A 23,394-nucleotide genomic window follows, 5' to 3' on the forward strand; every position below is an offset into this window, starting at 1 on the left:
TCAGAACAACACCACGGGCTGAAAAATGGTATTCTTTGATTACAATAAAGTTCGTTGAGGCAACACGCCTTACAATGCGATAATTAAGCTCAGTGGCCGTTGAGTTGAATGATCGCGAATGCTTCCGGAGTAGAAATGAGAACAACTTCTTTAATCTATAAATTACTGCGTTTGCCGGTTACTTGGATGACCAAGGTAAAAGCAATCGCAGACGCCCATGATGCGGCTCCCTCAGCTCCCGATCATGTTGTCTATGTTATGCGAGGTCCATCGGCTACCGATTTAGTAGTGGCCAGAAAGAGTGCATTAGAGCTAGGCCTTCCCGATCCTACAGAGCCACTGTACATCAATGGTAAATACTATGATCGCGTGCTTTATTTAGAAGACCCAAAGCATCGGCTAGAGCAAACACCACAAGAAGCGTTTGTAGAGTTAATGCAGTTGCATCAAGTTCACAAGAGTTACAATGTGCACATGCATCCGCTGGCATTATTCTGGGGCCGGGAGCCCGGCCGCGAACATAACGAAGGCCGCGCAATGACGGCTGATATTGAAGTGCCGGGCAAGTTTAAGAAATTTTGGCTGGTTCTTTTTTCGGGCCGGAATATTTTAGCCCGAGTATCTCGTCCGGTTAGTTTACGAACCATGGCGGATAGCCATAGTAGCGAACATGAATTAGCCCACAAGCTCACGCGCGTTGCCCGTACCCATTTCGCTCGGTTACGTTATGCAGTAGCGGGCCCGAAACTTCTTGGTCGCGAAGCGATGATTCAAGATCTTCTAGAAACCTCAGCGATTCGGGCTGCCATTACAGAAGAAGCTCGTTCGAGAAAAATCTCAGAAAAAGAAGCCGTTAAACGAGCTCGCGGATACTTACATGAAATCGCCGCTGATTATCGTGAAGGATTGGTACGCTTTGCCGATCACTTTTTTACCTGGTTATGGACCAAAATCTATAATGGGATTACGGTAAAAAATGGTGAAACCATTCGGAAACTTGCACAAGATGGTCATGAAGTTGTTTATGTGCCTTGCCATCGTAGCCACATGGATTACTTGTTACTTAGCTTTGTAATCTACAAAGAGGGTTTAGTTCCACCCCATATTGCCGCTGGTGTAAATCTTAACTTTTTCCCTGTGGGTAATATTTTCCGGCGTGGTGGTGCGTTTTTCTTGCGCCGGAGCTTCCGCGGCAACAAGCTCTATTCCACAGTATTTCGAGAGTACCTGACGCGCCTATTTCAAAAAGGCTACGCCGTAGAGTATTTCATGGAGGGTGGGCGAAGCCGAACGGGTCGTTTACTGCAACCAAAAACAGGCATGTTGGCCATGACATTACAAAGTCAGCTACGGGGTGTCACCCGGCCAATCACCTTTGTGCCGGTATATCTTGGCTACGAGCACGTGATGGAAGTTAGTACTTATCATGGTGAACTCAAAGGTGCCAACAAAGAAAAAGAGTCAGTTTTTCAAGTGTTTGGTATTTTGCGTAAATTACGAAATTTTGGTCATGGATTCGTGACATTCGGTGAACCACTGCGGCTTTCTGAATATCTTGATAACGCGCAACCAAATTGGCGCGATTCCGTAACTCATGGTGCTGAAGAGCCGGCAAAGCCGCGTTGGTTAACGCCGATGGTAAATGATTTAGCCGACATTATGATGCGCCGTATTAACGATGGTGCCGCGCTAAACAGTATTAACCTAACCGGCTTAGTTTTGCTTAGTGCAGAACGCAACACCTTAACGCGTGAAGAACTTCTCAACCAAATTCAGTGCTACCTTAAGTTGCAGCGCGAAGTGCCTTTCAGTAAAGACATTCATGTGCCCGAATGGTCTATAGATTCAATCTGGGAGCATCTGCAAAAGATGAACAAGTTTGCTGTAACTGATAGCGCATCCGGATCCGTGGTGAGCGTAGATCAAACGCAAGCAATAACTCTTACTTACTATCGCAACAACATTCTCCACATGTTTATCGTGCCAGCATTATTGGCAAGGTTTGCACGCAAAGGTAAACCATTTACAGCTCCAGAGGCGGCAGCATTTATTCATAAGGTTTACCCGATGCTGGAAGCTGAGTTGTTTTTAAATCGCCACAGTAGCTGCCTTGATTTGTGGGTTGCGGCGCTTTGCGAAGAGTTTGTGACGCAAAATTGGTTAACTCAGGAAGGCGAACTATTAACGTTAGCGCAACGCAACAAACCAGAATATGTTCAGCTTACGCTGCTCGCGAATGCCGCAGAAGAAACGCTTGTTCGCTACGCGATAGTGCTTGAACTCCTGCAACAATCCAGCGCCTTATCACGTAGTGAACTCGAACAGCATAGTGAGAGTATTGGCGCTCGCATTGGCGCTCGGCACGGTATTGATGCACCTGAGTTTTACGATAAACGCGTATTTAGTACCTTGGTAGGTACATTAAAAACAGAGCGTTATATTGATGTTACCGACACCGGAGATTTCACTTCCGATGCACGCACCGCTTCGCTCAGTGATGAAATTGATGCCTTGCTGGGCAGCCAAATTCAACAAACGATTCGCGATTCAGTTACACGTGTTTTAGCGAAATAACGCATAACAAAAAGGCCCACAAAGGGCCTTTTTGATCTTTCACCGATAAGCTAGTCTGGCCATCCGCCTTGAGCGTCAGGCCGAATCCATTGAATAGAGTACCAATAGAAACGTCCTGAATACGTTTTGCTTGGTGCGGTACAGTTATATCGGCCGCGGCCCACCCGTAGTGGCTCGCTAGCAACAATGCTAAACGTCGAATCATTTTCCCAATCAGGTGCGTGCGGTTGCCCGCCGATGAAGCAATTTAACTGGTTACGGTTAAAATCACTGGTATCTACGGTAAGCGTTAATTTCGGCTTAGTTTCATCATGCCGAAGCAATGTATCGCGATAATCGGCCTTTTTTACCGGCAATGACAGTGCGGCCATTTTTGCACCTAAAGTATCTAAATTTGCATACATACCTGCCGCCGCAAACCGAGGAATTGCACGAAAATCACTTGTAGGGCCAAATCCACCAGAATGTTGACCAAAACCAACGAAACCCAGTTCTGCAACTAAATCCGCCAATTTGTTATCATACTCACCGTATGGGTATGCAAATAATTTATGGCTCACACCCACTTCTTCTTTAATTTTAGCTTCCGCCGAAAGGATATTATCCCGCATTCGCGATAACCATTCACGCTCGCTTTCACCGCCTTCTCGGCGCGGTAAATGCCCATGGTCAAGGGTATGATTCGCAATAACCACACCTTCCTCATGCAATTCCCGTATTTGATCCCAACTCATGTATTGCCCGGGCCGAGAGCCAACTGGATCCGTGGTTACGAACAAAGTCCATGGAACATCAAACTCATTCAGAATCGGCCTGCCATTGGTAAAAATATTTTGATATGCATCATCAAATGTAATCACCACTGATTTTTCCGGGATATCCTTCTCGCCTCTAGCCGCTGCAATCGCATCACGAATATCAATTACAGTGAAATCGTTATCACGCAAATATTCTAGATGCTGACGCAATTCGTCGGCAGTGACACTGGTAATACGCGGTGTACTATCGCTTACATGATGGTAAAGCAATATAGATGCATGCGCGTTTTCACTGGCATAACTTGAGCTTGGTGAACACCCTACTAAGCTGGCAAAAAGTGTTAAGATAAAAGCAAAACGTCCAATACGCATCGAGTATCTCCGGAGCAATAGAAATGTCTACATCCTCAACATGGCTGGGCCGCTGGCAAGATCATCAGCGCATTTTTGCGATTGCGCTACCGATGATGATCTCAAATATCTCGGCACCCATGTTGGGATTAATTGATACCGCAATCATAGGGCATTTACCGGATGCTATCTACCTTAGCGCTGTAGCCCTTGGCGCAATGACCCTAAGTTTTATCTATCTTCTTGCGGTATTTCTGCGCATGTCTACTACCGCCGTGGTTGCTAATGCATTCGGAGCAAACGATCTCAACGCCCAGCAAAAGCACTTTCTACACGGCATCATTTTTGCGCTTGTGATCGGTCTCGGTATTATCCTTCTATCTCCCCTGCTCCCGTTTATTTTGGAGTTTTTATTTTCAGTAGAAGGAGAGCTTTTAGGGTTAACTCAAGATTACATTCAAATCCGAGTTTGGGCAGCTCCAGCTGCACTCATCAACTTAGTTGTTTTAGGCGTTTTGCTCGGGCGGCAACAAGCAAAAGCAGCAATGTTCCTCGTGATATTCACAAATTTAGTGAATGTAGTCGGCGATGTAATTCTTATTATTGGCCTTGATATGCACGTTCATGGCGCCGCTTGGGCTTCATTCGCTGCTGAATGGAGCACTGCGATCATAGGGCTTTTAATTGTAAGTAAGCACTTACATATAGGTAGACTTCCAAAGCTACAATGGAATGGATTAACTTTACTCGCCCGCATGAACGGAGATATCTTTATTCGCTCTCTGGCGCTGCAACTTTGCATGGTGATGATGACTGGTTATGCCAGCTATTACGGGACCACCATTGTTGCTGCGAATGCTGTTTTGATGCAGTTCTTGGTATTAATCTCACTTGGTCTCGATGGTATCGCTTATTCGGTAGAAGCGCTTATCGGTCAAGCCAAAGGACAAAAAAGTACGAGCCAAATTCAGCGTTGGTATCGACTATGCTTGCTTTGGTCAATTCTCTTTGCTTGTGTTTATAGTTTGGTGTTCTGGAGTTTCGGTTCACAGATCATTGCGTTAATTACCAATATTCCTGAAGTAATCGCAAACGCCCGCACATATTTGCCGTGGCTAATCGCCCTGCCGTTACTGGCACACTGGAGCTACTTCTTTGATGGCGTATTCATTGGTTTAGGGGCGAGTAAGGCAATGCGAAATACAATGCTAATAGCATCCTTAGGTGTGTTCCTACCGATTTGGGCATTAACAAACTGGTTCACTGAGCTGAACAATCATGGGCTTTGGTTGGCGCTTTCTGCATTTATGGCTGCCCGCGGGTTAAGCCAGTGGTTTTGGCTACGGCAAAACCGTGAATCTTTCGTTTAATTAAACAAACGGCTGATATAAAAATGCCGCCCACAAATAATTTGCGGGCGGCAAAAAGGCTAATACAACTAAGCCCAGGGGGAAATTACTCTTCTGAAACGAAGTCGTCCATTAGAATTAGCTGTGGTAATAAGCCACCACCTGTAGCGTCAACAGCAATTGCCGTGTACAAACCGCCACCGGCTAAATCTAACATTACCGGACCAATCGCTGCGTCTTTTGTATCCGCTAAGGTAACAGTTACAAAATACTCGCCCGGAGTTAATGCAACGTTGCCTGTGAACTGGATATCTTCAGCGTTGAAATCAACTCCGGCGAAAGCTGGCGTAGCTTCGCTAATATCATCTGTAGCCGTTACATAGATATCAACCGGGCCAGCTGCTGGTGATGCGTGTACGATGCGTACTTGCGCAGCAGTAGCGATGCGGCGATTGAAATCTTGAATTACAGCAGCTGTAATAGTTTCTTCAGTTAATTCACCAACTGCCAACACACTGTATTGAAGTGAGTTTTCTAACGGTAAATCAGCTTCGATAACCGTAGTATCGGTGCCTGCAGCATTTACTTTAACGTTGTAAGTATCAGCAGCAAGGTTGATATAATCCGAGAATGCTAAGAACGGCACATCGGTAAGTGCAGCACCATCGTTAACCAACACATCCACGTTCGGTGCATCTGCAACTGCGTGAACCACTCGAACGTCAGCACCCGTATCCGCAGAATAGAGCACTGAAGAGGCTTCGCCATCTGCAAGCAACAACGCGATTGGGCGATCTGAACTATTGGCTGCAACATTTGGCGTTGCTGTTACAAATAAGTCAGCACCATCTGGCAATGAAACTTCACCAGAATCGAACACTAGTGCTTCTGGATCTCCAGCTACCGTGATGCGAATCTGATAATCGCCAGCAACTACTTCTACTTGGTCGGTATAATCTTGGTATGCCAACGTTGCTGTAGGCTGTGCCGCTGTTAAATCGGCGCCGAATTCGGTTACAAACACATCTACCGTTAGGTCAACTGGAACACCGTGCAGCACTTGTAAACGTGCATTACCATCACCCACATCCGAAATCGGGTTTGCCACTACTAATGGTTCAAGTGTTTCCTCGGCTACAGAGCCTAAAGCGAAAACGTCATAACGAGTGTCAGCATCAAGTTCTAGGTCAAGTGGACCAATTACAGTTGCCGTCGTATCATCAGGTAAGATTGCGTCAACACCGACGCTATAATCACCCTCTTCAACCGTAGCTAAACCAGAAGATACCTGATAATCTACGTTTTCTAAGAAGTTCTCACCGTTTACTGTAATGTTAACGGCTGGAGCATCGGCTGCAGCATGATGTACACGCAATTGAAAATCCCCAAGTGGATCCGGGGTTGGCGGGTTTGGAGTTTCTACTTCAGGTGCACTGCTACTGTTACAAGCTGCGAGTGCTAATGCTAAAGCAGAAACACTCAGTGTTTTTGTGATTCTGTTCATGTTCGTATCCTCGTTTTGATTGTCAGCAACGATTATTTACGGGAGGTACGCATGAGCAGGATCACAAATCACTAACAAAAGATCTCAAATATGTTCAGAGCAATTCTAACATTTTTTGTCGGCGTAACTCTTATCCTATTGATTTTAGGTGCTATTAGCACGAGCTTACAACCCCATCCTCCTGCGAAAGATCATTCAAAAAATACACAATCTTTACATTTAGATAGCCAAAATACTGACGAAATAGTGGTTCGAAGTGAGCAACCATTACCAGCAGAAAGCGCAAATAATTCGGAACCAGATGAATCAAATAAAAACTCTACCGTTCAAGATCCCTCAGACATTACCGAACAACAAGTTGCGAAAGAAATAGAAGTACTTTTAGAAAGCGAAGCAAACTTAACAAATATAATCGAAACGAATATTTCGCTACTCGGAAAGCTGGGTAGTTCAGCGGCTTTTCTAAGCCATCAAACCTTGCTTCGAAAAATTAACAGCACGGAACGTATCCAACCCATCTCTATTGTATGTTCCAACACTCGCTGCAATGTTCTTGTGTATGGTGCAAGTGCAGATATAGCGGAAGCTTTCGCGAATACCCTCATTCATGAAGAAATTGACAACATTAACGTGCTCGGCGGGAAATATCGGATTTTTCGCGAGGAAGATTATGATTTCGCCCATGTTGTGCTAGAAGTAACAGAGGCAAATTAACGCTCACTTCGTAAACCTACAAAGCGAGCGTTCGTTAAATTAATAGTATGAGTGTTCACCACGAGAATGCTCGGTAATATCACGAACACCATTCAATTCACCAGGGAAACGCTCTAATAATTGCTTTTCGATACCTTCTTTCAAGGTAACATCAACCATCGAGCAACCATTACAACCGCCGCCGAATTGTAAAATAGCAATGCCATCGCTGGTGATTTCAGACACCATCACTTGTCCACCATGGCTAGCAAGCTGCGGGTTCACTTCCGATTGAATTACATATTCAACACGCTCGATCAGCTCTGCATCATCGGATACTTTTTGAGCCTTTGCGTTTGGTGCTTTCAATGTGAGCTGTGAGCCAAGTTCCTGCTGCACAAAATCAATCTCTGCTTCCTGCAAGAACGGAGCACTTTCAGCATCTACTACCGCATCAAAGCCTTCGAAGTTTAAACGAATATCGCTCTCTTCTACCGAATCTTGTGGCGCATAAGATACACCGCACTCTGCATTTGGCCGACCCGGATTCACCACAAATACACGAATATTCGTGCCGTCTTCTTGGCGGCTTAATAATTCGCGAAAATGAGATTGAGCGGATTCAGAAATTGTAATCATGCACATCACCTTCTATTCAATACTTCCCGAGCATTCAGATACCCGAGTAATTTAGTAGGGTTTATTCTATCGCATCAGAGCGTCATTGCATAGTAACTCTATTGGCTGTAGCCCTTATATTTGTTAAGTTCAATGCAACATAAATCAGGAGTTGAACTTGATGAAAACCACAAGCCTTTCAGTTTATCGCCGTTTCACGGCATTTGTAGTGGCCACCGTTGCGCTGAGTTGCTCAGCGTTGGCGGCAGACCTAGATTATTATCTTCCAAATAATGTTACCTATGATCAAAGCATCACTAAACCAGCTGAAGCGCTGGGCTTCGAGGTGGGTGAATGGCACGTTCGACCAGAGCAAATCGCTCGGTACATGGAGATCCTTGCCGAGCAATCTGATCGCATTACCTTAGAAATAACGGGGCGTAGCCACGAGTTTCGGCCAATGATGGTGCTGAAAATCAGTGCTCCTGAGAATCAAAATCGGCTAGAGGAAATGCGCCAGCAACATTTAGCAGTTTCTGACCCAAGCCAAAGTGTAAATGCAAAAGAAGCGCCTTTGGTTATTTATATGGGTTATAGCGTACACGGCGATGAATCATCTGGCTCGAACGCTGCTGTACTCGCTGCTTACTACTTAGCTGCAGCGCAAGGACCCGAAATAGATGCTTGGTTAGATAACACCGTAATCTTATTCGATCCAATGTATAACCCAGATGGCTTAGCGCGCTTCGCAACTTGGGTAAACCAATATAAAAGTATGACACCCGGCGCTGATAGCCAACATCGCGAACATCAGCAAGATTGGTTACGTGGCCGCCAAAACCATTACTGGTTCGATTTGAACCGCGATTGGTTACTACTGCAGCATCCTGAATCCCAGGCGCGTATTGCTACGTATCAAGCGTGGATGCCAAACGTACTTACCGATCATCACGAAATGGGCACGGATTCTACCTACTTCTTCCAGCCAGGTATTCCTTCACGTAAAAATCCACTTACACCCGATGAAAATGTACGTTTAACTGAACGTCTTGCTGAGTTCCACGGCGATGCTTTAGATGAAATTCAAAGTCTGTATTACACCGAAGAATCCTTTGATGATTTCTATTATGGTAAAGGCTCTAGCTATCCTGATGCACAAGGCACCGTGGCTATTCTCTTTGAACAAGCGTCTTCCCGTGGGCATTTGCAAGAATCCATTAACGGTGATGTTTCGTTCCCGTTCACCATTCGCAATCAGTTCGTAACTTCGTTATCCACTATTCAAGGTGCGATTGCAGAACGCGAGTGGCTACTTGATTACCAACAACGCTTCTTTAAAGAAAATATGGAGCTCGCGCGGAAAGAAGACTTTGATGGCTACCTATTAAGAGAGGCAGATGAAGGCCGTATGCATGAGCTTTTGAATATTCTGCGCGCTCATAACATTGATGCATACCCAGTTACTGAAAGTTTTAGCGTTAATGATGAAACCTATAACCCCGGTGAAGCCTTCTATGTTCCAATTCGCCAGCGTAACTATCGTCTGTTGAAAGGCGCTTTCACAACGCGTCAAGATTTTCCAGATAATACGTTTTACGATGTATCTGCATGGACATTACCCATGGCATTCAACGTAGAATTCAGTGAAGTTCGCCAAAATCGTCGCTTCCGTGTTGGTGACACGGCATGGAATGGCGCCAGTGATTTCGAAGCCAATGAGCTTGCTGAAACCAACGTAGGCTACATTTTTAGCTGGGAACCCCACTTTTCGCCGCGGGTATTAAATCACTTATTGAAAAAAGGGATTCATGCTCGGTTAGCAGTGGATGATATTACCGTCAACACGCCAAATGGCGGTGAGCAATTTAGCCGTGGCGCAGTAATCGTAACGCGTGCATATCAAGAAAAACCATGGCAAGAAGTGCAATCGGCACTCGCAGAATTAGCCGATGCAAACCGCGTTCGCGTTCACACAATTACGAGCGGCATGACCTCTACCGTAGGTATGGATGTTGGTAGCGGAAGTATTCGTCCCGCCACCGAACCAAAAGTAATGTTGGTGATAGGCGATGGCGTTAATCTGCAAGAAGCGGGTGAAACTTGGTATTACTTTGATAGAGATTTAAATATCCCAGTAACCATGATCGAAACCCAACGTTTAGATCGCTCAGATATTAGCCGGTATACCCACATTGTTTTAGTTGATGGTAATCACCGTAACTTAAGCGATCGCTTCAAAGGCGAATTGCAACAGTGGGTGCGTAGCGGTGGCACATTAATAGGGCAGAAAGGCGGCGCTCGATGGATGAGCGAAAATGACTTGCTATCAACAACGGTTGTTCCTAGTGATGAATTCCGCGCAAAATTCAGCACGGAAGGCCTCACTTATGGTGATCGCAATGATTACTTCGGCCAACAACGTATTGCAGGTGCTATTTTCAATAGCACACTCGATTTAAGCCATCCTTTAACGGTAGGTTTCACTCGGGAAACGTTGCCGATGTTCAAAAATAGTACTATTGCCTTCACGAACAGCGAAAGTCCGTTCGTAGATGTGGCGAAATACGCAGAAGAACCCGTGTTCGCAGGCTATACTTCACAAGGCAACCGGGAAGTACTGAGCGAGCGCACCACAGTACTTGCGCACCGTTATGGTGGCGGTCGTGTGATAGGTTTCGCCGATAACGTGAATTTCCGTGGATACTTCTGGGGAACCTCAAAACTAATGGCGAATGCTATCTTCTTTAGCCAATATGCCTACGGCACCGCTGGTGATGAAGAAGAAGAGGAAGAAGACGAGGACGCGCACGCTCATTAATATCTATTTTGCTGATATAGTGCGGCGCTGACTGATATTATCCACCCCTACGTGAAACTTTTTGTTTCGCCTAGGGGTGTTTTCAGTAAGGAACCGCAATGCCAAACGAGCAAGCAGATTCACCACACAAGCCTAACCGAGCTGTTGCTGGGCAACTTCGCTTTCAAGGAAAACCGGCTAAATGGCCCGACCTAATTAAATCTGGCCAACGTATTTTTATCGGCTCACATGCTGCTGTCCCCCACGCTCTCATCCATAACTTACTTGCCAACAGTAATTACCTACACGATGTAGAAATTGTGCAAGTAGCCGCATTTGGCGATAACCAATGGGCTGAACCCAAGTACCTGCGGAATTTTAAGGTAAACACGCTCTTTATCGGCGGTGAGCAAGTTCGTAAAGCGGTGGCTGAAGGTCGCGCTGATTATACGCCGGCGTTTATGTCGGATATTCCCTCACTCTTCACCGATGAAATACTCCCGCTCGATGCGGCACTCATTATGGTGAGCCCTGCCGATGAGCACGGCTATCATTCTTTGGGTGTTTCCGTGGATATCGTTTCCGCCGCTTTACGCAGCGCAAAAATGGTTATTGCCCAAGTAAACCCGCAAATGCCAGTAACTTTTGGCCAAGCCTTTATTCACCGTGGGCAGATCGATGCTCTTTTCTATGCCAGCGAACCATTGTTAGAAATTCATCCTCCGGAGCTCGATCCGGTTACCGAACGCGTTGGCCAATATGTTTCGCTTTTAATCAATGATGGTGCCACCATTCAGATAGGCTTTGGAAAAGTATGTGAAGCTACACTGCGATATTTAAATAACCATAAAGATCTTGGTGTACACAGTGAACTCATTACCGATGGCATTATGGAGCTGATGCTCAGTGGGGTTATTAACAACCGCAAGAAAACTTTCCATCAACATAAAGTAGTCACGAGTTTTTGTATTGGCACGCAACGCTTATATGATTATGTGAATCACAATCCGCATATCGGCTTTTATCCCAGCGAGTATGTAAATTCACCGGCCAATATTTCACGCAACGAGAATATGATCTCGATTAACAGTGCCATTGAAGTCGATTTAACCGGGCAAGTTGTATCCGATTCCATCGGCTATCAGTTCTACTCAGGTATCGGCGGCCAAGTGGATTTCAGCCGTGGCGCTTCTATGAGCCAAGGCGGGAAGCCTGTAATCGCACTGCCTTCAACCGCAGAAAACGGTACTATATCGCGCATTGTGCCGCATATTACCGAAGGTGGTGGCGTGGTAACCTCGCGAGCGCATGTATATTACGTAGTCACTGAATTTGGAGTGGCCTCTTTACGCGGAAAAAGTATCCGCGAACGAGCACTTGAGCTCATTCGTGTAGCGCATCCAAAGTTCCGTCCGCAATTACTCGAAGAAGTGCGTAAACACTATTATGTTCCTCATTATCAGGTGCACACGCCAGTCGAAATTCCTGAGCTCGGCGATGTGGGCTTTAAGAAAATTGATATCAACGGCGAAGCATACGATTTGCGCCCGTTAAACCCGAGTGATGAACGGCGCCTACAAGAGTTTTTCTATTCCCACACCAAAGAAACCCTGCAAATGCGTTACAACACGATTCCTACTCAGATGAACCGAGAAAAATCGTGTAATCTCGTGAGCGTTGACCAATCCAAAGATCTCGCATTATGTATCGTGCGCCAGAAAGGATCCATGTCACAAATACAAGCTGTGGGCCGCTACTACCTGAGCCGCGATGGTGAGAACTGTGAAGCAGCCTTCGTAACTCGAGAAAACAATCAAGGCAAAGGCATGGCTAAATTGTTACTAACTGAAATGATTCGTATCGCCAAAATTCGCGGTGTGAAAACTATGCTCGCTTATGTTCGAGCTGAAAATCAGAAGATGTTGGCAGTATTTGAGAAAGCTGGATTTGTTCGAACGCCAGCAGACGAGCCAGGTGAAGTCAATTTAGAGCTTTCATTAATCAAAACCTAACGTTGAGGTGTGGTGAGTAATGTCGATTACCGTATTTAGCCATAGCGCTTGTAACCTGCACAAGGTTACTGAAGTTCACCCAGAGTGCCCCGAGCGATTGGGCGCTGTAAATGATCAATTGATTCGCTCTGGTATGGAGTATGTATTAACGCAAAAAGAAGCCACGCCCGCGCGCAAGGAAGATTTATATCGCGCTCACGATGTTAGCTACGTAAACGATGTCTTCGCTAGAGCTCCCCAAAACGACGAGGAGCACATCTGGCTTGATCCTGACACCCTGATGAGTAGCGGCTCATTACAAGCCTTTCTGCACGCTGCTGGCAGTGGCATTAACGGCATTGACGAAATTATGACAAGCGATAATCAAAAAGCCTTTTGCGCGGTACGGCCACCCGGCCACCACGCTACTCGTAGCGCCGCTATGGGCTTTTGTGTATTTAACAATATCGCCGTAGCAGCCTGCTATGCTATGGCGAAATATCCGGTTGCGCGTATTGCTATTGTTGATTTCGACGTCCACCACGGCAATGGCACCGAAGATATTTTTAGCCAAGATGAGCGCGTGCTATTTTGCTCGTCGTTTGAACACCCGCTCTACCCAAACACTGGGGCTGATACCATTAGCCCTCACATTATCAATATTCCTATGCCTGCCGGTTCGGAAGGATTTGAATGGCAAGCTGCAGTGGCTGAACGCTGGTTTCCGGCTATTGATGCTTTTGCGCCTGATCTTATTTTGGTGTCAGCTGGCTTTGATGGCCACATGGAAGATGATATGTCGCAATTCAATTTGCGCGAAGATGATTATTTTTGGATCGGCAAGGAATTGAAAAAGCTCGCTGATAACCATTGCCAAGGGCGCATATTGGCTATGCTTGAGGGCGGGTACGATATGAGTTCTCTGGGCCGCAGTGTAGTCGCGTTTTTAAAAGGCATTTCATAACCAAGATTAACCTTCAGCTGCGTTTACGTACGTTTTTTCGGTGTATAGGCCAGAGCCCAAGCATCTACTAAACAAGGCCTCTGTTGTTTTAATGCAGCCGCAACGGCGTTTACTGTTGCGCCGCTCGTAATCACATCATCGATAATGGCGAGCCGGGCATAGCCTGGTTTTTCAATACATCGAAATGCTCCGCTGACATTTGTTTTCCGTTCAGCTGCGGTTAAGCGGTGGCTCGCGCGCGTGGGGCGCCTGCGCATCGGATAGATAACGGGAATACCTAGTATTTGGCCGAGCTTCTCCGCAATAATACCAGCTTGGTTATAACCACGTTTATACCAGCGCAAATTCCCTAACGGCACCGGCACTAGGGCATCGGGTAAATAGATCTTTTCCTGCCGATACAAACTCACTACTTGCGCGGCTAATAAAGGCGCAAAACAATCGGCCAAAGCGGGCTGGCGGCTATATTTATACTGCTGCACCCAGCGCGTTACCGGGTTTTCGTACGAAAGTGCAGCACACCATAAACGGCAGGGGCTAATCGGCTTTTGTTCGTGGTTTAGCTGCGCTGCTAAATCACCACAACAACGCGGTGGCAAGCGCGGTAAATCGGTGAAGCAGAATTCGCAAACACCAAACTGCAAAACCGCAGGTTGCTCACACAACCAACATATTCCGCTGTTTCCGATTTTGCGCAATTCTTGCCAAAGCTTTAACATAGCCACTATCTCCCGTTACAGCATTCAAATTCAAGGTAGTTATTAATGGCAAAGCATTCCGCAAATTTGAGCCTTAACGTACAAGGTTCTGGCGAGCCTATCGTGTTACTCCATGGCTGGGGGTTGAACCAAGCGATTTGGTTTCCTATTCGTGAACTTCTCGTGCAACGATTTCAAGTGATTACCGTTGATCTTCCAGGTTTTGGTGAATCAGGTTGGAACGCAGGTGATGACGATTTTCAACAGGCATGTTCGCGCGTGATGGAGCAATTAATTGATTGCATCGAGAAGCCTTTTCATTTGGCGGGCTGGTCTTTAGGCGGTTTATTCGCTACCCAAATGGCGCTTGATTATCCAACGTATATTAAGCGTCTTACTACGATATCCAGTTCACCCTGCTTTATGGCACGTGGCGATTGGCCGGGAATTAAACAAGAAACCTTAGAAGCGTTTCGCTATCAACTCACCAACGATTTCCAAAAAACACTCGAACGCTTTCTGGCGGTGCAGGCATTAGGTAGCCCTGCAGCGCGAGAAGAAATTAAAACCATGCGTAAATTACTTGCGGAGCGTCCAGAACCGCATCCTCAGGCTTTAATTGCAGGATTGCGTTGGTTGGCAGAGGTTGATCTTCGCGAATCCATAGCGCAGCTTTCAGTGCCCTTATTGCGCATGTATGGCCGACGGGATAGCCTAGTACCTGTTGCAACTAGCGATGCGGTAACGCAATATCTGCCAAGTACCTTTTCTGAGCCGCAAGCGCTTGCACCAAACATGATCAATGCGCCTGCACCCATTCAATTTAATGAAAGTGCACACGCACCGTTTTTCACAGAACCCGATAAGTTCGTTGCTGAACTCTATCGTTGGCACTTAGGGCAGTAAAACGAGTTCCGCTGACCAATGCGAACTTGTTTTATAATCGTTTCGCAGTTTAAGCAAGGTTCTCCGGCGCGGCCATAAACCGCCAGCTCCTGCTTAAAATACCCCGGTTTACCATCGGCTTGGGTGAAATCTTTTAACGTTGTACCACCTTGTTGAATGGCGCGAGCAAGAACCACTTTGATTACATCAGCCAGCCGCTGGTATCGTGCCTTGCTCACTTTGCCAGCCGCTCGGCGTGGATCAATACCCGTAGCAAATAATGCTTCGTTGGCATAAATGTTGCCTACTCCCACCACGATCGCATTATCCATAATAAAGCTTTTCACCGGCGTAGCCTTGCCACGAGAAAGTGCGAACAATCGGGCACCATCAAAATCATCGGTTAAAGGTTCGGGGCCAAGGCTGGCAAGCAGCACATGGGTTTCATCAAGAGCTTGCCATAACACCGCACCAAACCTTCTTGCATCGTTTAAGCGTAAGCTATAGCCATTCTCAAGTTCCAGCTCAAAGTGATCATGCTTTTGCCGCGGTGCCTCAGTAGGAAGTACGTGCAATTTTCCCGACATTCCCAAGTGAATAATGAGCGTGCCGTGCACGCAATCTAGCAATAAATATTTTGCCCGCCGGCGAATAGCCACTATCTCCTCACCTTGCAGTAACTGCACGGTTTCTGGAATGGGCCAACGTAAGGTGGGGAACCATACACGAACTGCTTTAACTCTTTGCTGTAATACGTGCGGCGTAATCCCTAAACGGCTTACTTCAACTTCTGGTAATTCAGGCATACACTATCCAATTGAATTATAACTAACTATTTTTATACCCTCGGGCGCTATTGAAACGTATATTAGCGCTCCGAATAAATCGAAACGTGGCATTTTCACAGCATTTCACGGAAACAAAGCATACATGAACCCGGTTCTTGATTCACTGCATGAAGCACAAGGCGAGCTCACTACCGAGATCGATGATGAGCAATGGCTTGCTCAGTTCGATGCGCTCGCCGATTTTGGCTATGTGATCATTGAGAATTTTTTACCAAATCACGAAGCCGCCGCACTCTATAACTATGCGGCAAACCTTAGCGAACCTGATTGGAATATTGCCGGTATTGGCCGTGAGCAACAGCATACATTGAATACGCGCGTGCGCAGTGATCAGATTCGTTGGCTACACCCCGAAGTACCCGCTGAGGCTATTTATTTAAACACCCTGAACAACTTACGGGTACGCCTGAACCGCCGCCTCTTCATGGGATTATTCGACTATGAGTGCCACCTAGCACGCTACCAACCCGGCGCATTTTATAAAAAGCACTTAGATGCATTTAAAGGCCGCAGCAACCGCGTGCTTACTACGGTGTATTATTTAAATCCGGAGTGGCGTGCCGAAGATGGTGGAGAATTAGTTATTTATGGGGCAAACGACGAAATACTGGAAACGGTATTGCCGAAACAAAATACGCTAGTGGTGTTTTTAAGCGATACTTTCGTGCACGAAGTAAAAACCGCTTATCGAGAGCGGTTCAGCATAACTGGCTGGTTCCGCCACAATGCATCGAACGCGCACAGGGTAGATCCTCCGGTATAAATCTACTTTGCAATGATTGAAAACAAAACCGCCAGCACGTTGTGCTGGCGGTTTTGTTTGCGCTTATGCTTTACGCATGGGTTGCAACTTCATGTATGTAGCACTACGCCATAACCATTCCATCGGTCCGTATTGATAACGCTGTAACCACCAAGTACTAAACCACAACTGGCCAGCATACAATGCAATCGCCATTACCGTAGTAGCAAAGCGGCCAAACTCACCGTATAGGCCAAAGCCGTAACCGTAAAATAACGTGGTAAATACAATCGAATGAGTAAGGTAATTGGTAAGAGCCATACGCCCTGCGGGAGCCAGGTGCTGAAGCCACTTTTTACCACCTAAGAAAAGTAGAGCAATGATACCCATGTAGGCAAAGCATAAGCCAATGTTTGCAATGGCCTGCAGCAAGAAAATCAACGCGCCCTGATAGTCGGGTATCATCATCTCTATATCTAAGCCATAGATACCGATAATTAAAGCACTCGGTAAACCAAATAGGCCACCAAACATCACCATATTACGAATGGCTTTACGATGTTCACGCGGATTGGTAAAAATTCCTGCCCGAGCAAACGCAGCACCTATAAGCATTGTTCCTAGAATTGTAGGTATAAAGAATATAATACCACCACCGCCATACAGGAGCGCGATTTCAGATAACCGATACTGCACTACTTCAGCATAAGTACCACCAATATACACTTCGTGGCCCATAGCTATCATTTGCTGCATTTCAATTCTAGATTGCTCGAAATCGGCGAGCATTTCCGGACCGGCGGCAGAATTCAAGCCCATCTGAATTCCCCAGGCGCCGAGACAAAACAGCAATACTGGAATAATGATGAATGCCGCTCCCAATTTCCATAAATGCCTGGGCGAGGTTTTAACAAATAATAATAAGAACACACCAACAATGGCGTAATTCAACAAAATATCGCCACCCCAGATATAAACAATGTGCACTAAACCAAACAACGCCAACACAAAAATACGCCGGAAGAACAGAAAGCGTGGTGAATTGGTTTTTTCCATTGCCCGATCAAGGAACAATACGAAGCCCATACCAAACAATAACGAGAACATGGTGTAGAATTTACCTTGCACAAAGGTGTAAACGCCCCATGCAGTAGCATAATCCAAACCAACTTGTTCCGTATTAAAGCCATGCATCATTTCCGCTAAAGGCCGCTGAAAGTATTCAATATTCATCAGCAAAATGCCAAGCAATGCAAAGCCACGAATTATATCGAGTAAGTGAATGCGCTCTTGGGGCGCAATGGGGGTTGCCGTACTCATAGTGAGCCTCTAATTTTAAGTATTGTTATGGGAGCTACATATATTGTGAAAACGGAAAAAGATTAGTAGCTAACGTAGATTTCGGCAAGAAATAAAATGTAACAAAAGTGCACCTAATTCTCGTGCTGCGGGCACAAAAAAACCCGCCTGAGCGGGTTTTTTATGTTTAAAACAAACTAACACCAAGTTCAATTACTTGATTTTAGCTTCTTTAAACATTACATGCTTACGAACTACTGGATCAAATTTCTTGATCTCGAATTTCTCAGGCATGTTACGTTTGTTCTTATCTGTGGTGTAGAAGAATCCAGTACCAGCAGAAGAAACCAGACGAATTTTATCGCGCATCGTATTATTCCTTTCGTTCTAGCCGGTATTAAACCCGGACGCCTTTCGCACGCAAATCAGATAATACGGAATCGATACCGTTTTTATCGATGATACGCATACCTTTGGTAGAAATGCGTAGTTTCACCCAACGCTTTTCGCTTTCAACCCAAAACCGGTGGCTTTGAAGGTTTGGCAGGAAACGACGGCGGGTCGCATTGTTCGCGTGTGAGCGGTTATTACCAACCACTGGCCGCTTTCCTGTTACTTGACATACTCGTGACATGTTCGTTACTCCGAAATTGCTTTGCAAGCTCGCCTAATCGCCCTGATGGCCTTGCCCTATAAATCGAGGGCGCAATTTATACTAAAAAACGCCGCTAAAAACAAGCTTTACCGGATATTTTTTATGCTCAATAAGTGTTCCCAGCATGGAAAAGCCTTTATAACCAACCTCTTTCAGCAAAAGAGACAGTTTCGCCAGCACCAATAACAAAGTGGTCTAGCAAGGCCACGTCAATGGTACTGAGTGCTTCTCGGATTCGAGTTGTTACTCGTTGATCTGCTTGACTCGGCTCAGCCACACCTGAGGGGTGGTTGTGCGCTAAGATTACAGCAGCTGCATTGTGGCGCATCACTAATTTAATGATTTCCCGTGGGTAAACAGGAGCCGCATTGATAGTGCCGTAAAACAGCTCGCAATAATGCAGCAAACGATGCTGACTGTCCAGTAATAGTATCGCGAAAACCTCGCGATCTTGATGCCGGAGTTGCGCCGCCAAATAATCTTTTACCATCTCCGGCCGAGTGAACCCTTCGCCACTTCGTAGCGAGCTAGCCAAGTAACGCCGAGTTAGCTCTAAAATGGCTTGAATTTGCATTGAGCGGGCCAACCCGATTCCGGGAATTTCAAGTAAGCGCTCTTTCGATAGTGATAACAGCCCACCTAATCCGCCCGCCGTTTTTAATACATCGCGGCTCCAAGTTATTACATCTTTGCCACCACTGCCGGTGCCAAATAACACCGCGAGTAATTCAGCCTCGGTAAGGCTTGCCGAGCCAAATGTAGCAAGCTTCTCGCGAGGTCGTTCATGTGCTTCCCACTCTTTAATCAACACCTTTGCCGGTGCTTCTAAATCAGGCGCAGCGTGTGGCATCAACAAACCGCCTGCGAGCGTTTCCGGTAGTATGGGCGCTCGCGAACCGGATGTATCCCGCCGCCATTCTTCGCTGCCGTTGCCTAAATCCAACTCGGGTTGGTTTGCTGCCACTTCTGCTACGTTACTGGCAATGGCTGTTTCCGTACATTTTGTTACCATTGGAACCTCCTGTTCCCCTTACTAGTTTCAATCCACACTCGTCAAAACAATCCGCATCGTGTTATCTTTACGGTAAGTATTTACTTACATGGATACAACTATGGCGAGCCTTACAAACCGTAAGTTATTGCTGATTGTTACCGGCGGTATCGCAGCCTACAAAACGCCTGAGCTAGTGCGGCGTTTAAAAGACGAAGGCACCGAAGTGCGTGTCGTGATGACAAAGGGCGCAAAAGCCTTTATAACACCACTCACGCTGCAAGCTGTTTCCGGTAACCCAGTGCATGATGATTTGCTTGATCCCGCCGCAGAAGCGGCTATGGGCCATATAGAATTGGCACGTTGGGCTGATCTTATCGTGGTAGCCCCTGCTTCTGCGAGTGCCATGGCACGCTTAGCTCATGGCTTCGCTGACGACCTATTCAGCACCCTTTGCCTTGCTACCGATGCTCCGGTTGCACTAGTACCCGCAATGAACCGCTTGATGTGGTCGGCTCCAGCGACTCAACGCAACCTGGAACTGCTGCAAGATGATGGCAAACTAATTTGGGGGCCGAATGAAGGTTCTCAAGCCTGTGGCGAAACGGGTGCCGGGCGCATGTTAGAACCTCACGAAATTCTGCAGCAAATTCAAGAATTCTTTACTGCTACGCGCTCACTACACCAAGAGAGCACGGAGAACGAAGGCTTATTGCTAGGTAAACGCGTATTAATTACCGCAGGCCCTACTCGGGAAGCCATCGACCCAGTACGCTACTTAAGCAACCACAGTTCTGGAAAAATGGGGTTTGCGCTTGCAGCTGCCGCGGCACGTGAAGGTGCTGAGGTAACGTTAGTGGCAGGCCCTTGCCAACTTTCCACGCCCGCAGGTGTGCGCAGAATCGATGTGATCAGTGCGAACGAAATGCACGAAGCGGTTGCGAATGCTTTGGCTCAGCAAGATCTTTTCATTGGGTGCGCAGCTGTAGCCGATTTTCGTCCGGCAAGCATTGCTGAACAAAAAATGAAAAAACAAGATGGCGAAAACGAAATGCACATTGCGCTGGTAAAAAACCCCGATATTCTAGCTTGGGTTGCGCAACAAGAAGGTGCCCCATATTGTGTTGGCTTTGCCGCAGAAACGGAAAATGTTGAAGCGTACGCTCGCAAAAAGCTTGAACGAAAAGGTATTCAAATGATTATTGCCAATGATGTCAGCAACTCAGATCTTGGCTTCAATAGCGATAACAATGCCGTGGTGGCTATCTCTGCAGATTCAGAGCAACATATAGCAACGAACACCAAAGCTGAAATAGCAAAGCAGCTTATTGCGCTGATTAGCAGCAAACTGTAACGATTATTTTAGGTTTTACTATTTACTACATTTTATTCTCACTAGATTTTACGCTAACTAGAAAATGAGCAACGTATGAGCAAAGCAATTGATGTAAAAATCCTTGATCCACGTGTAGGCAAAGAATTCCCACTCCCTACTTATGCTACACCCGGCTCTGCTGGCCTAGATTTGCGGGCCTGTATCGGCGAGGCTATTGTGCTTGAGCCTGGGCAAACAGAGCTTGTGGGTACTGGTTTAGCGATTCATATCGCTGATCCTGGCTTGGCCGCCACCATTCTGCCCCGCTCGGGCTTAGGCCATAAGCACGGAATCGTATTGGGAAATCTGGTGGGCTTAATTGATTCTGATTATCAAGGCGAATTGAAAGTATCGGTATGGAACCGCGGAAACTCGGCGTTTACCATTGAACCGGGTGAGCGTATCGCGCAATTAGTGATTATTCCGGTGGTTCAAGCCGATTTTAATTTAGTAAGTGAGTTCAGTGATAGTGATCGCGGCACCGGCGGTTTTGGCTCATCCGGCCGTCATTAAAAGCTTAGTTACAGAAGAAATGAAACAAAAATAAATCAAAATAAACGGCAACATAATAAGCCGTAAAATAATTCAGGGAAAACACGCATGACCACACAACGGAAATCCAATCGCCGCGAGGAGATTCTCGGTACGCTCGCGTACATGTTAGAAACTCATCTTGGGCAACCGATTACTACCGCAAAATTAGCAGCTGAAGTAGGCGTTTCTGAAGCCGCGTTGTATCGGCACTTTCCGTCAAAAGCGAAAATGTTCGACGACCTTATCACCTACATCGAAGAGATTGTGCTTGGTGGTGTGAATAAAGTGCTAGAAACCGAAAAACAAACCATGCCGCGAGTGCAACAAATTATTGGTTTGTTGCTCCAGTTTGCCGAACAAAGCCCCGGCATGACACGCGTGCTTACTGGCGATGCCTTAATGGGTGAAAACGAACGATTGCGCGCACGCGTAGTGAGCCTGTTTGAGCGCCTAGAGAGCCAGATAAAACAGATTCTGCGCGAACGGCGCATGCGCGAAGGCGTTCAATTTACAGCTGATGAAGGCATGCTAGCGAACATAGTAATGGCTTACGCCGAAGGTAAATTGAGCCAATATGTCCGTTCTGGCTTTAAGAAAAAACCAACCACTGAATTTACTGCTCAGTGGCAATTACTCGAACAGCAGCTTTTACTCGCGTAAGTAAAACATTCAGAAAGCGAAAACAAAAAAGCGCCGCCTAATTCAAAATAAGGCGGCGCTTTTCAATGATTACACTTAATGAAAGTAGAGGTTACATTCAACCTTTCTCGCTGGTTTGCGCCCGAGCGAGTAGATCTTGGGCCACTTGCAGCGGTTCTTTACCCTCATATAAAACTTTATAGAGTTGCTCAGAAATTGGCATCTCAACATTAAAGCGTTTGGCTAATGCCACAACTTCACGCGTATTACGGTAACCTTCTACAGCTTGGCCAATATCCGCCATCGCTTGCTCTACGGTTTTGCCTTGGCCAATTGCCATGCCAAAACGACGATTCCGCGATTGGTTATCAGTACATGTGAGAATTAAATCACCCAAACCTGCCATACCTGTAAAGGTTTCTGGTTTGCCGCCAAGCGCCACGCCCAACCGAGTTAGTTCTGCTAAACCGCGTGTAATGAGAGCTGTGCGTGTATTCGCGCCAAAGCCTAAGCCATCGGCCATACCAGCACCTATGGCAATTACATTTTTAACTGCACCGCCAAGCTGCATACCAATAAAATCGTCGTTTAAATAAACACGAAACGATCGATCGCAATGCAACGCCTTTGATAAATCATCAACGAACTCAGGCTTATTCGCAGCCACAGCAATTGCCGTGGGCATACCTTTGGCCATTTCCGCAGCAAAGGTTGGCCCTGAAAGTACCGCTAAAGCACGATTCGGCCCTAAAACATCGGTGGCTACTTCGGAAAGTAAACGCCCGGTTTCTGGCTCAAGGCCTTTCGTTGCCCAAGCTACACCTGCGTGCTCACGCAAATATGGCGCAATTTGTTGCAGAACTTCAGCAAAACCATAACTCGGCACTACCACAAGAATGGTATCCGAAGCTTGCACTGCTGTTTCAAGGTTGGTTTCCAGCTCTAACAGATCTGGGAACGGGCAATCGGGGAGGTAGCGAGTATTCTCACGCGCGGCTTGCATTTCGTTAACTTGCGCTTGATCTCGCCCCCACAACACCGTGCGTTGGCCTTTTCTAGCAATACAGATAGCAAGGGCGGTGCCATACGACCCCGCCCCCAATACTGTTACTGATGTTGTATCAGCCAC

21 protein-coding genes are annotated in these 23,394 nt (G+C 46.5%); 11 read left to right on the forward strand and 10 right to left on the reverse strand.

Annotated features, from left to right (window positions below):
- Positions 1 to 135: 135 nt before the first annotated feature.
- Entirely contained in the window at positions 136 to 2,574 is a 2,439-nt protein-coding gene (gene plsB, locus CWE13_RS06950; protein WP_126807146.1) for a glycerol-3-phosphate 1-O-acyltransferase PlsB, read from the forward strand.
- A gap of 50 nt (positions 2,575 to 2,624) precedes the next feature.
- Here the strand turns inward: plsB and CWE13_RS06955 are convergent, their stop codons facing one another.
- Positions 2,625 to 3,704: a polysaccharide deacetylase family protein gene (locus CWE13_RS06955; RefSeq protein ID WP_126807148.1), complete on the reverse strand. Its 1,080-nt coding sequence runs from the start codon at positions 3,702 to 3,704 to the stop codon at positions 2,625 to 2,627.
- A 23-nt stretch (positions 3,705 to 3,727) separates the two neighbouring features.
- Between CWE13_RS06955 and CWE13_RS06960 the strand changes: the two genes are divergently transcribed.
- Positions 3,728 to 5,053, forward strand: a complete 1,326-nt coding sequence (locus CWE13_RS06960; protein ID WP_126807150.1) for an MATE family efflux transporter — start codon at positions 3,728 to 3,730, stop codon at positions 5,051 to 5,053.
- 85 nt (positions 5,054 to 5,138) lie between these two features.
- On the opposite strand, the gene CWE13_RS06965 is transcribed toward CWE13_RS06960, so the two are convergent.
- Positions 5,139 to 6,536 (reverse strand): DUF4397 domain-containing protein, encoded by a 1,398-nt coding sequence (locus CWE13_RS06965; RefSeq protein ID WP_126807152.1) that lies wholly within the window; start codon positions 6,534 to 6,536, stop codon positions 5,139 to 5,141.
- Positions 6,537 to 6,626: 90 nt separating this feature from the next.
- On the opposite strand from CWE13_RS06965, the gene CWE13_RS06970 reads away from it, so the two are divergent.
- Positions 6,627 to 7,250 carry a hypothetical protein gene (locus CWE13_RS06970; RefSeq protein ID WP_126807154.1) on the forward strand — a complete coding sequence of 208 codons (624 nt, stop codon included), beginning with the start codon at positions 6,627 to 6,629 and terminating at the stop codon, positions 7,248 to 7,250.
- 39 nt (positions 7,251 to 7,289) lie between these two features.
- Here the strand turns inward: CWE13_RS06970 and nfuA are convergent, their stop codons facing one another.
- Complete coding sequence (nfuA, locus tag CWE13_RS06975; RefSeq protein ID WP_126807156.1) at positions 7,290 to 7,868, reverse strand: Fe-S biogenesis protein NfuA; 579 nt, start codon at positions 7,866 to 7,868, stop codon at positions 7,290 to 7,292.
- Positions 7,869 to 8,028: 160 nt separating this feature from the next.
- Here nfuA and CWE13_RS06980 point away from each other — a divergent pair, with 160 nt between their 5' ends.
- The 3 genes from CWE13_RS06980 (at position 8,029) to CWE13_RS06990 (ending at position 13,599) form a co-directional block, all read left to right on the forward strand.
- Entirely contained in the window at positions 8,029 to 10,665 is a 2,637-nt protein-coding gene (locus tag CWE13_RS06980) for a M14 family metallopeptidase (protein WP_126807157.1), read from the forward strand.
- A gap of 98 nt (positions 10,666 to 10,763) precedes the next feature.
- Complete coding sequence (locus tag CWE13_RS06985) at positions 10,764 to 12,656, forward strand: GNAT family N-acetyltransferase (RefSeq protein ID WP_241973648.1); 1,893 nt, start codon at positions 10,764 to 10,766, stop codon at positions 12,654 to 12,656.
- A gap of 19 nt (positions 12,657 to 12,675) precedes the next feature.
- Positions 12,676 to 13,599: a histone deacetylase family protein gene (locus CWE13_RS06990; RefSeq protein ID WP_126807159.1), complete on the forward strand. Its 924-nt coding sequence runs from the start codon at positions 12,676 to 12,678 to the stop codon at positions 13,597 to 13,599.
- A 23-nt stretch (positions 13,600 to 13,622) separates the two neighbouring features.
- Here the strand turns inward: CWE13_RS06990 and CWE13_RS06995 are convergent, their stop codons facing one another.
- Positions 13,623 to 14,318 carry a ComF family protein gene (locus CWE13_RS06995; RefSeq protein WP_126807161.1) on the reverse strand — a complete coding sequence of 232 codons (696 nt, stop codon included), beginning with the start codon at positions 14,316 to 14,318 and terminating at the stop codon, positions 13,623 to 13,625.
- Positions 14,319 to 14,363: 45 nt separating this feature from the next.
- Here CWE13_RS06995 and bioH point away from each other — a divergent pair, with 45 nt between their 5' ends.
- Positions 14,364 to 15,203 (forward strand): pimeloyl-ACP methyl ester esterase BioH, encoded by an 840-nt coding sequence (gene bioH / locus CWE13_RS07000; RefSeq protein ID WP_126807163.1) that lies wholly within the window; start codon positions 14,364 to 14,366, stop codon positions 15,201 to 15,203.
- Here the strand turns inward: bioH and mutM are convergent.
- Positions 15,179 to 15,988 carry a bifunctional DNA-formamidopyrimidine glycosylase/DNA-(apurinic or apyrimidinic site) lyase gene (gene mutM / locus CWE13_RS07005; RefSeq protein ID WP_126807165.1) on the reverse strand — a complete coding sequence of 270 codons (810 nt, stop codon included), beginning with the start codon at positions 15,986 to 15,988 and terminating at the stop codon, positions 15,179 to 15,181. The genes bioH and mutM overlap by 25 nt on opposite strands.
- A gap of 124 nt (positions 15,989 to 16,112) precedes the next feature.
- Here mutM and CWE13_RS07010 point away from each other — a divergent pair, with 124 nt between their 5' ends.
- A complete protein-coding gene (locus CWE13_RS07010; RefSeq protein WP_198677905.1) occupies positions 16,113 to 16,793 on the forward strand; it encodes a 2OG-Fe(II) oxygenase in 681 nt (226 codons plus the stop codon).
- 63 nt (positions 16,794 to 16,856) lie between these two features.
- On the opposite strand, the gene CWE13_RS07015 is transcribed toward CWE13_RS07010, so the two are convergent.
- From CWE13_RS07015 to radC, 4 genes are all read right to left on the reverse strand, one after another.
- Positions 16,857 to 18,092, reverse strand: coding sequence for a DUF418 domain-containing protein (locus tag CWE13_RS07015; RefSeq protein WP_126807167.1), 1,236 nt, complete (start codon positions 18,090 to 18,092; stop codon positions 16,857 to 16,859).
- Positions 18,093 to 18,284: 192 nt separating this feature from the next.
- On the reverse strand, positions 18,285 to 18,440 hold the full coding sequence (rpmG, locus tag CWE13_RS07020; protein ID WP_007420939.1) for a 50S ribosomal protein L33: 156 nt from the start codon (positions 18,438 to 18,440) through the stop codon (positions 18,285 to 18,287).
- A 28-nt stretch (positions 18,441 to 18,468) separates the two neighbouring features.
- Positions 18,469 to 18,705 (reverse strand): 50S ribosomal protein L28, encoded by a 237-nt coding sequence (rpmB, locus tag CWE13_RS07025; RefSeq protein ID WP_126764948.1) that lies wholly within the window; start codon positions 18,703 to 18,705, stop codon positions 18,469 to 18,471.
- 157 nt (positions 18,706 to 18,862) lie between these two features.
- Positions 18,863 to 19,537 (reverse strand): RadC family protein, encoded by a 675-nt coding sequence (radC, locus tag CWE13_RS07030; RefSeq protein WP_126807358.1) that lies wholly within the window; start codon positions 19,535 to 19,537, stop codon positions 18,863 to 18,865.
- Between the two features lie 301 nt (positions 19,538 to 19,838).
- Here radC and coaBC point away from each other — a divergent pair, with 301 nt between their 5' ends.
- From coaBC to slmA, 3 genes are all read left to right on the forward strand, one after another.
- Positions 19,839 to 21,071, forward strand: a complete 1,233-nt coding sequence (gene coaBC, locus CWE13_RS07035) for a bifunctional phosphopantothenoylcysteine decarboxylase/phosphopantothenate--cysteine ligase CoaBC (RefSeq protein ID WP_126807169.1) — start codon at positions 19,839 to 19,841, stop codon at positions 21,069 to 21,071.
- A 75-nt stretch (positions 21,072 to 21,146) separates the two neighbouring features.
- A complete protein-coding gene (gene dut, locus CWE13_RS07040) occupies positions 21,147 to 21,605 on the forward strand; it encodes a dUTP diphosphatase (RefSeq protein ID WP_126807171.1) in 459 nt (152 codons plus the stop codon).
- Positions 21,606 to 21,692: 87 nt separating this feature from the next.
- Positions 21,693 to 22,286 (forward strand): nucleoid occlusion factor SlmA, encoded by a 594-nt coding sequence (slmA, locus tag CWE13_RS07045; RefSeq protein ID WP_126807173.1) that lies wholly within the window; start codon positions 21,693 to 21,695, stop codon positions 22,284 to 22,286.
- A 97-nt stretch (positions 22,287 to 22,383) separates the two neighbouring features.
- Here slmA and gpsA read toward each other — a convergent pair whose 3' ends face one another.
- Positions 22,384 to 23,394: an NAD(P)H-dependent glycerol-3-phosphate dehydrogenase gene (gene gpsA / locus CWE13_RS07050; RefSeq protein WP_126807175.1), complete on the reverse strand. Its 1,011-nt coding sequence runs from the start codon at positions 23,392 to 23,394 to the stop codon at positions 22,384 to 22,386.

Source organism: Aliidiomarina shirensis (assembly GCF_003987345.1).
Taxonomy (GTDB): Bacteria; Pseudomonadota; Gammaproteobacteria; order Enterobacterales; family Alteromonadaceae; genus Aliidiomarina; species Aliidiomarina shirensis.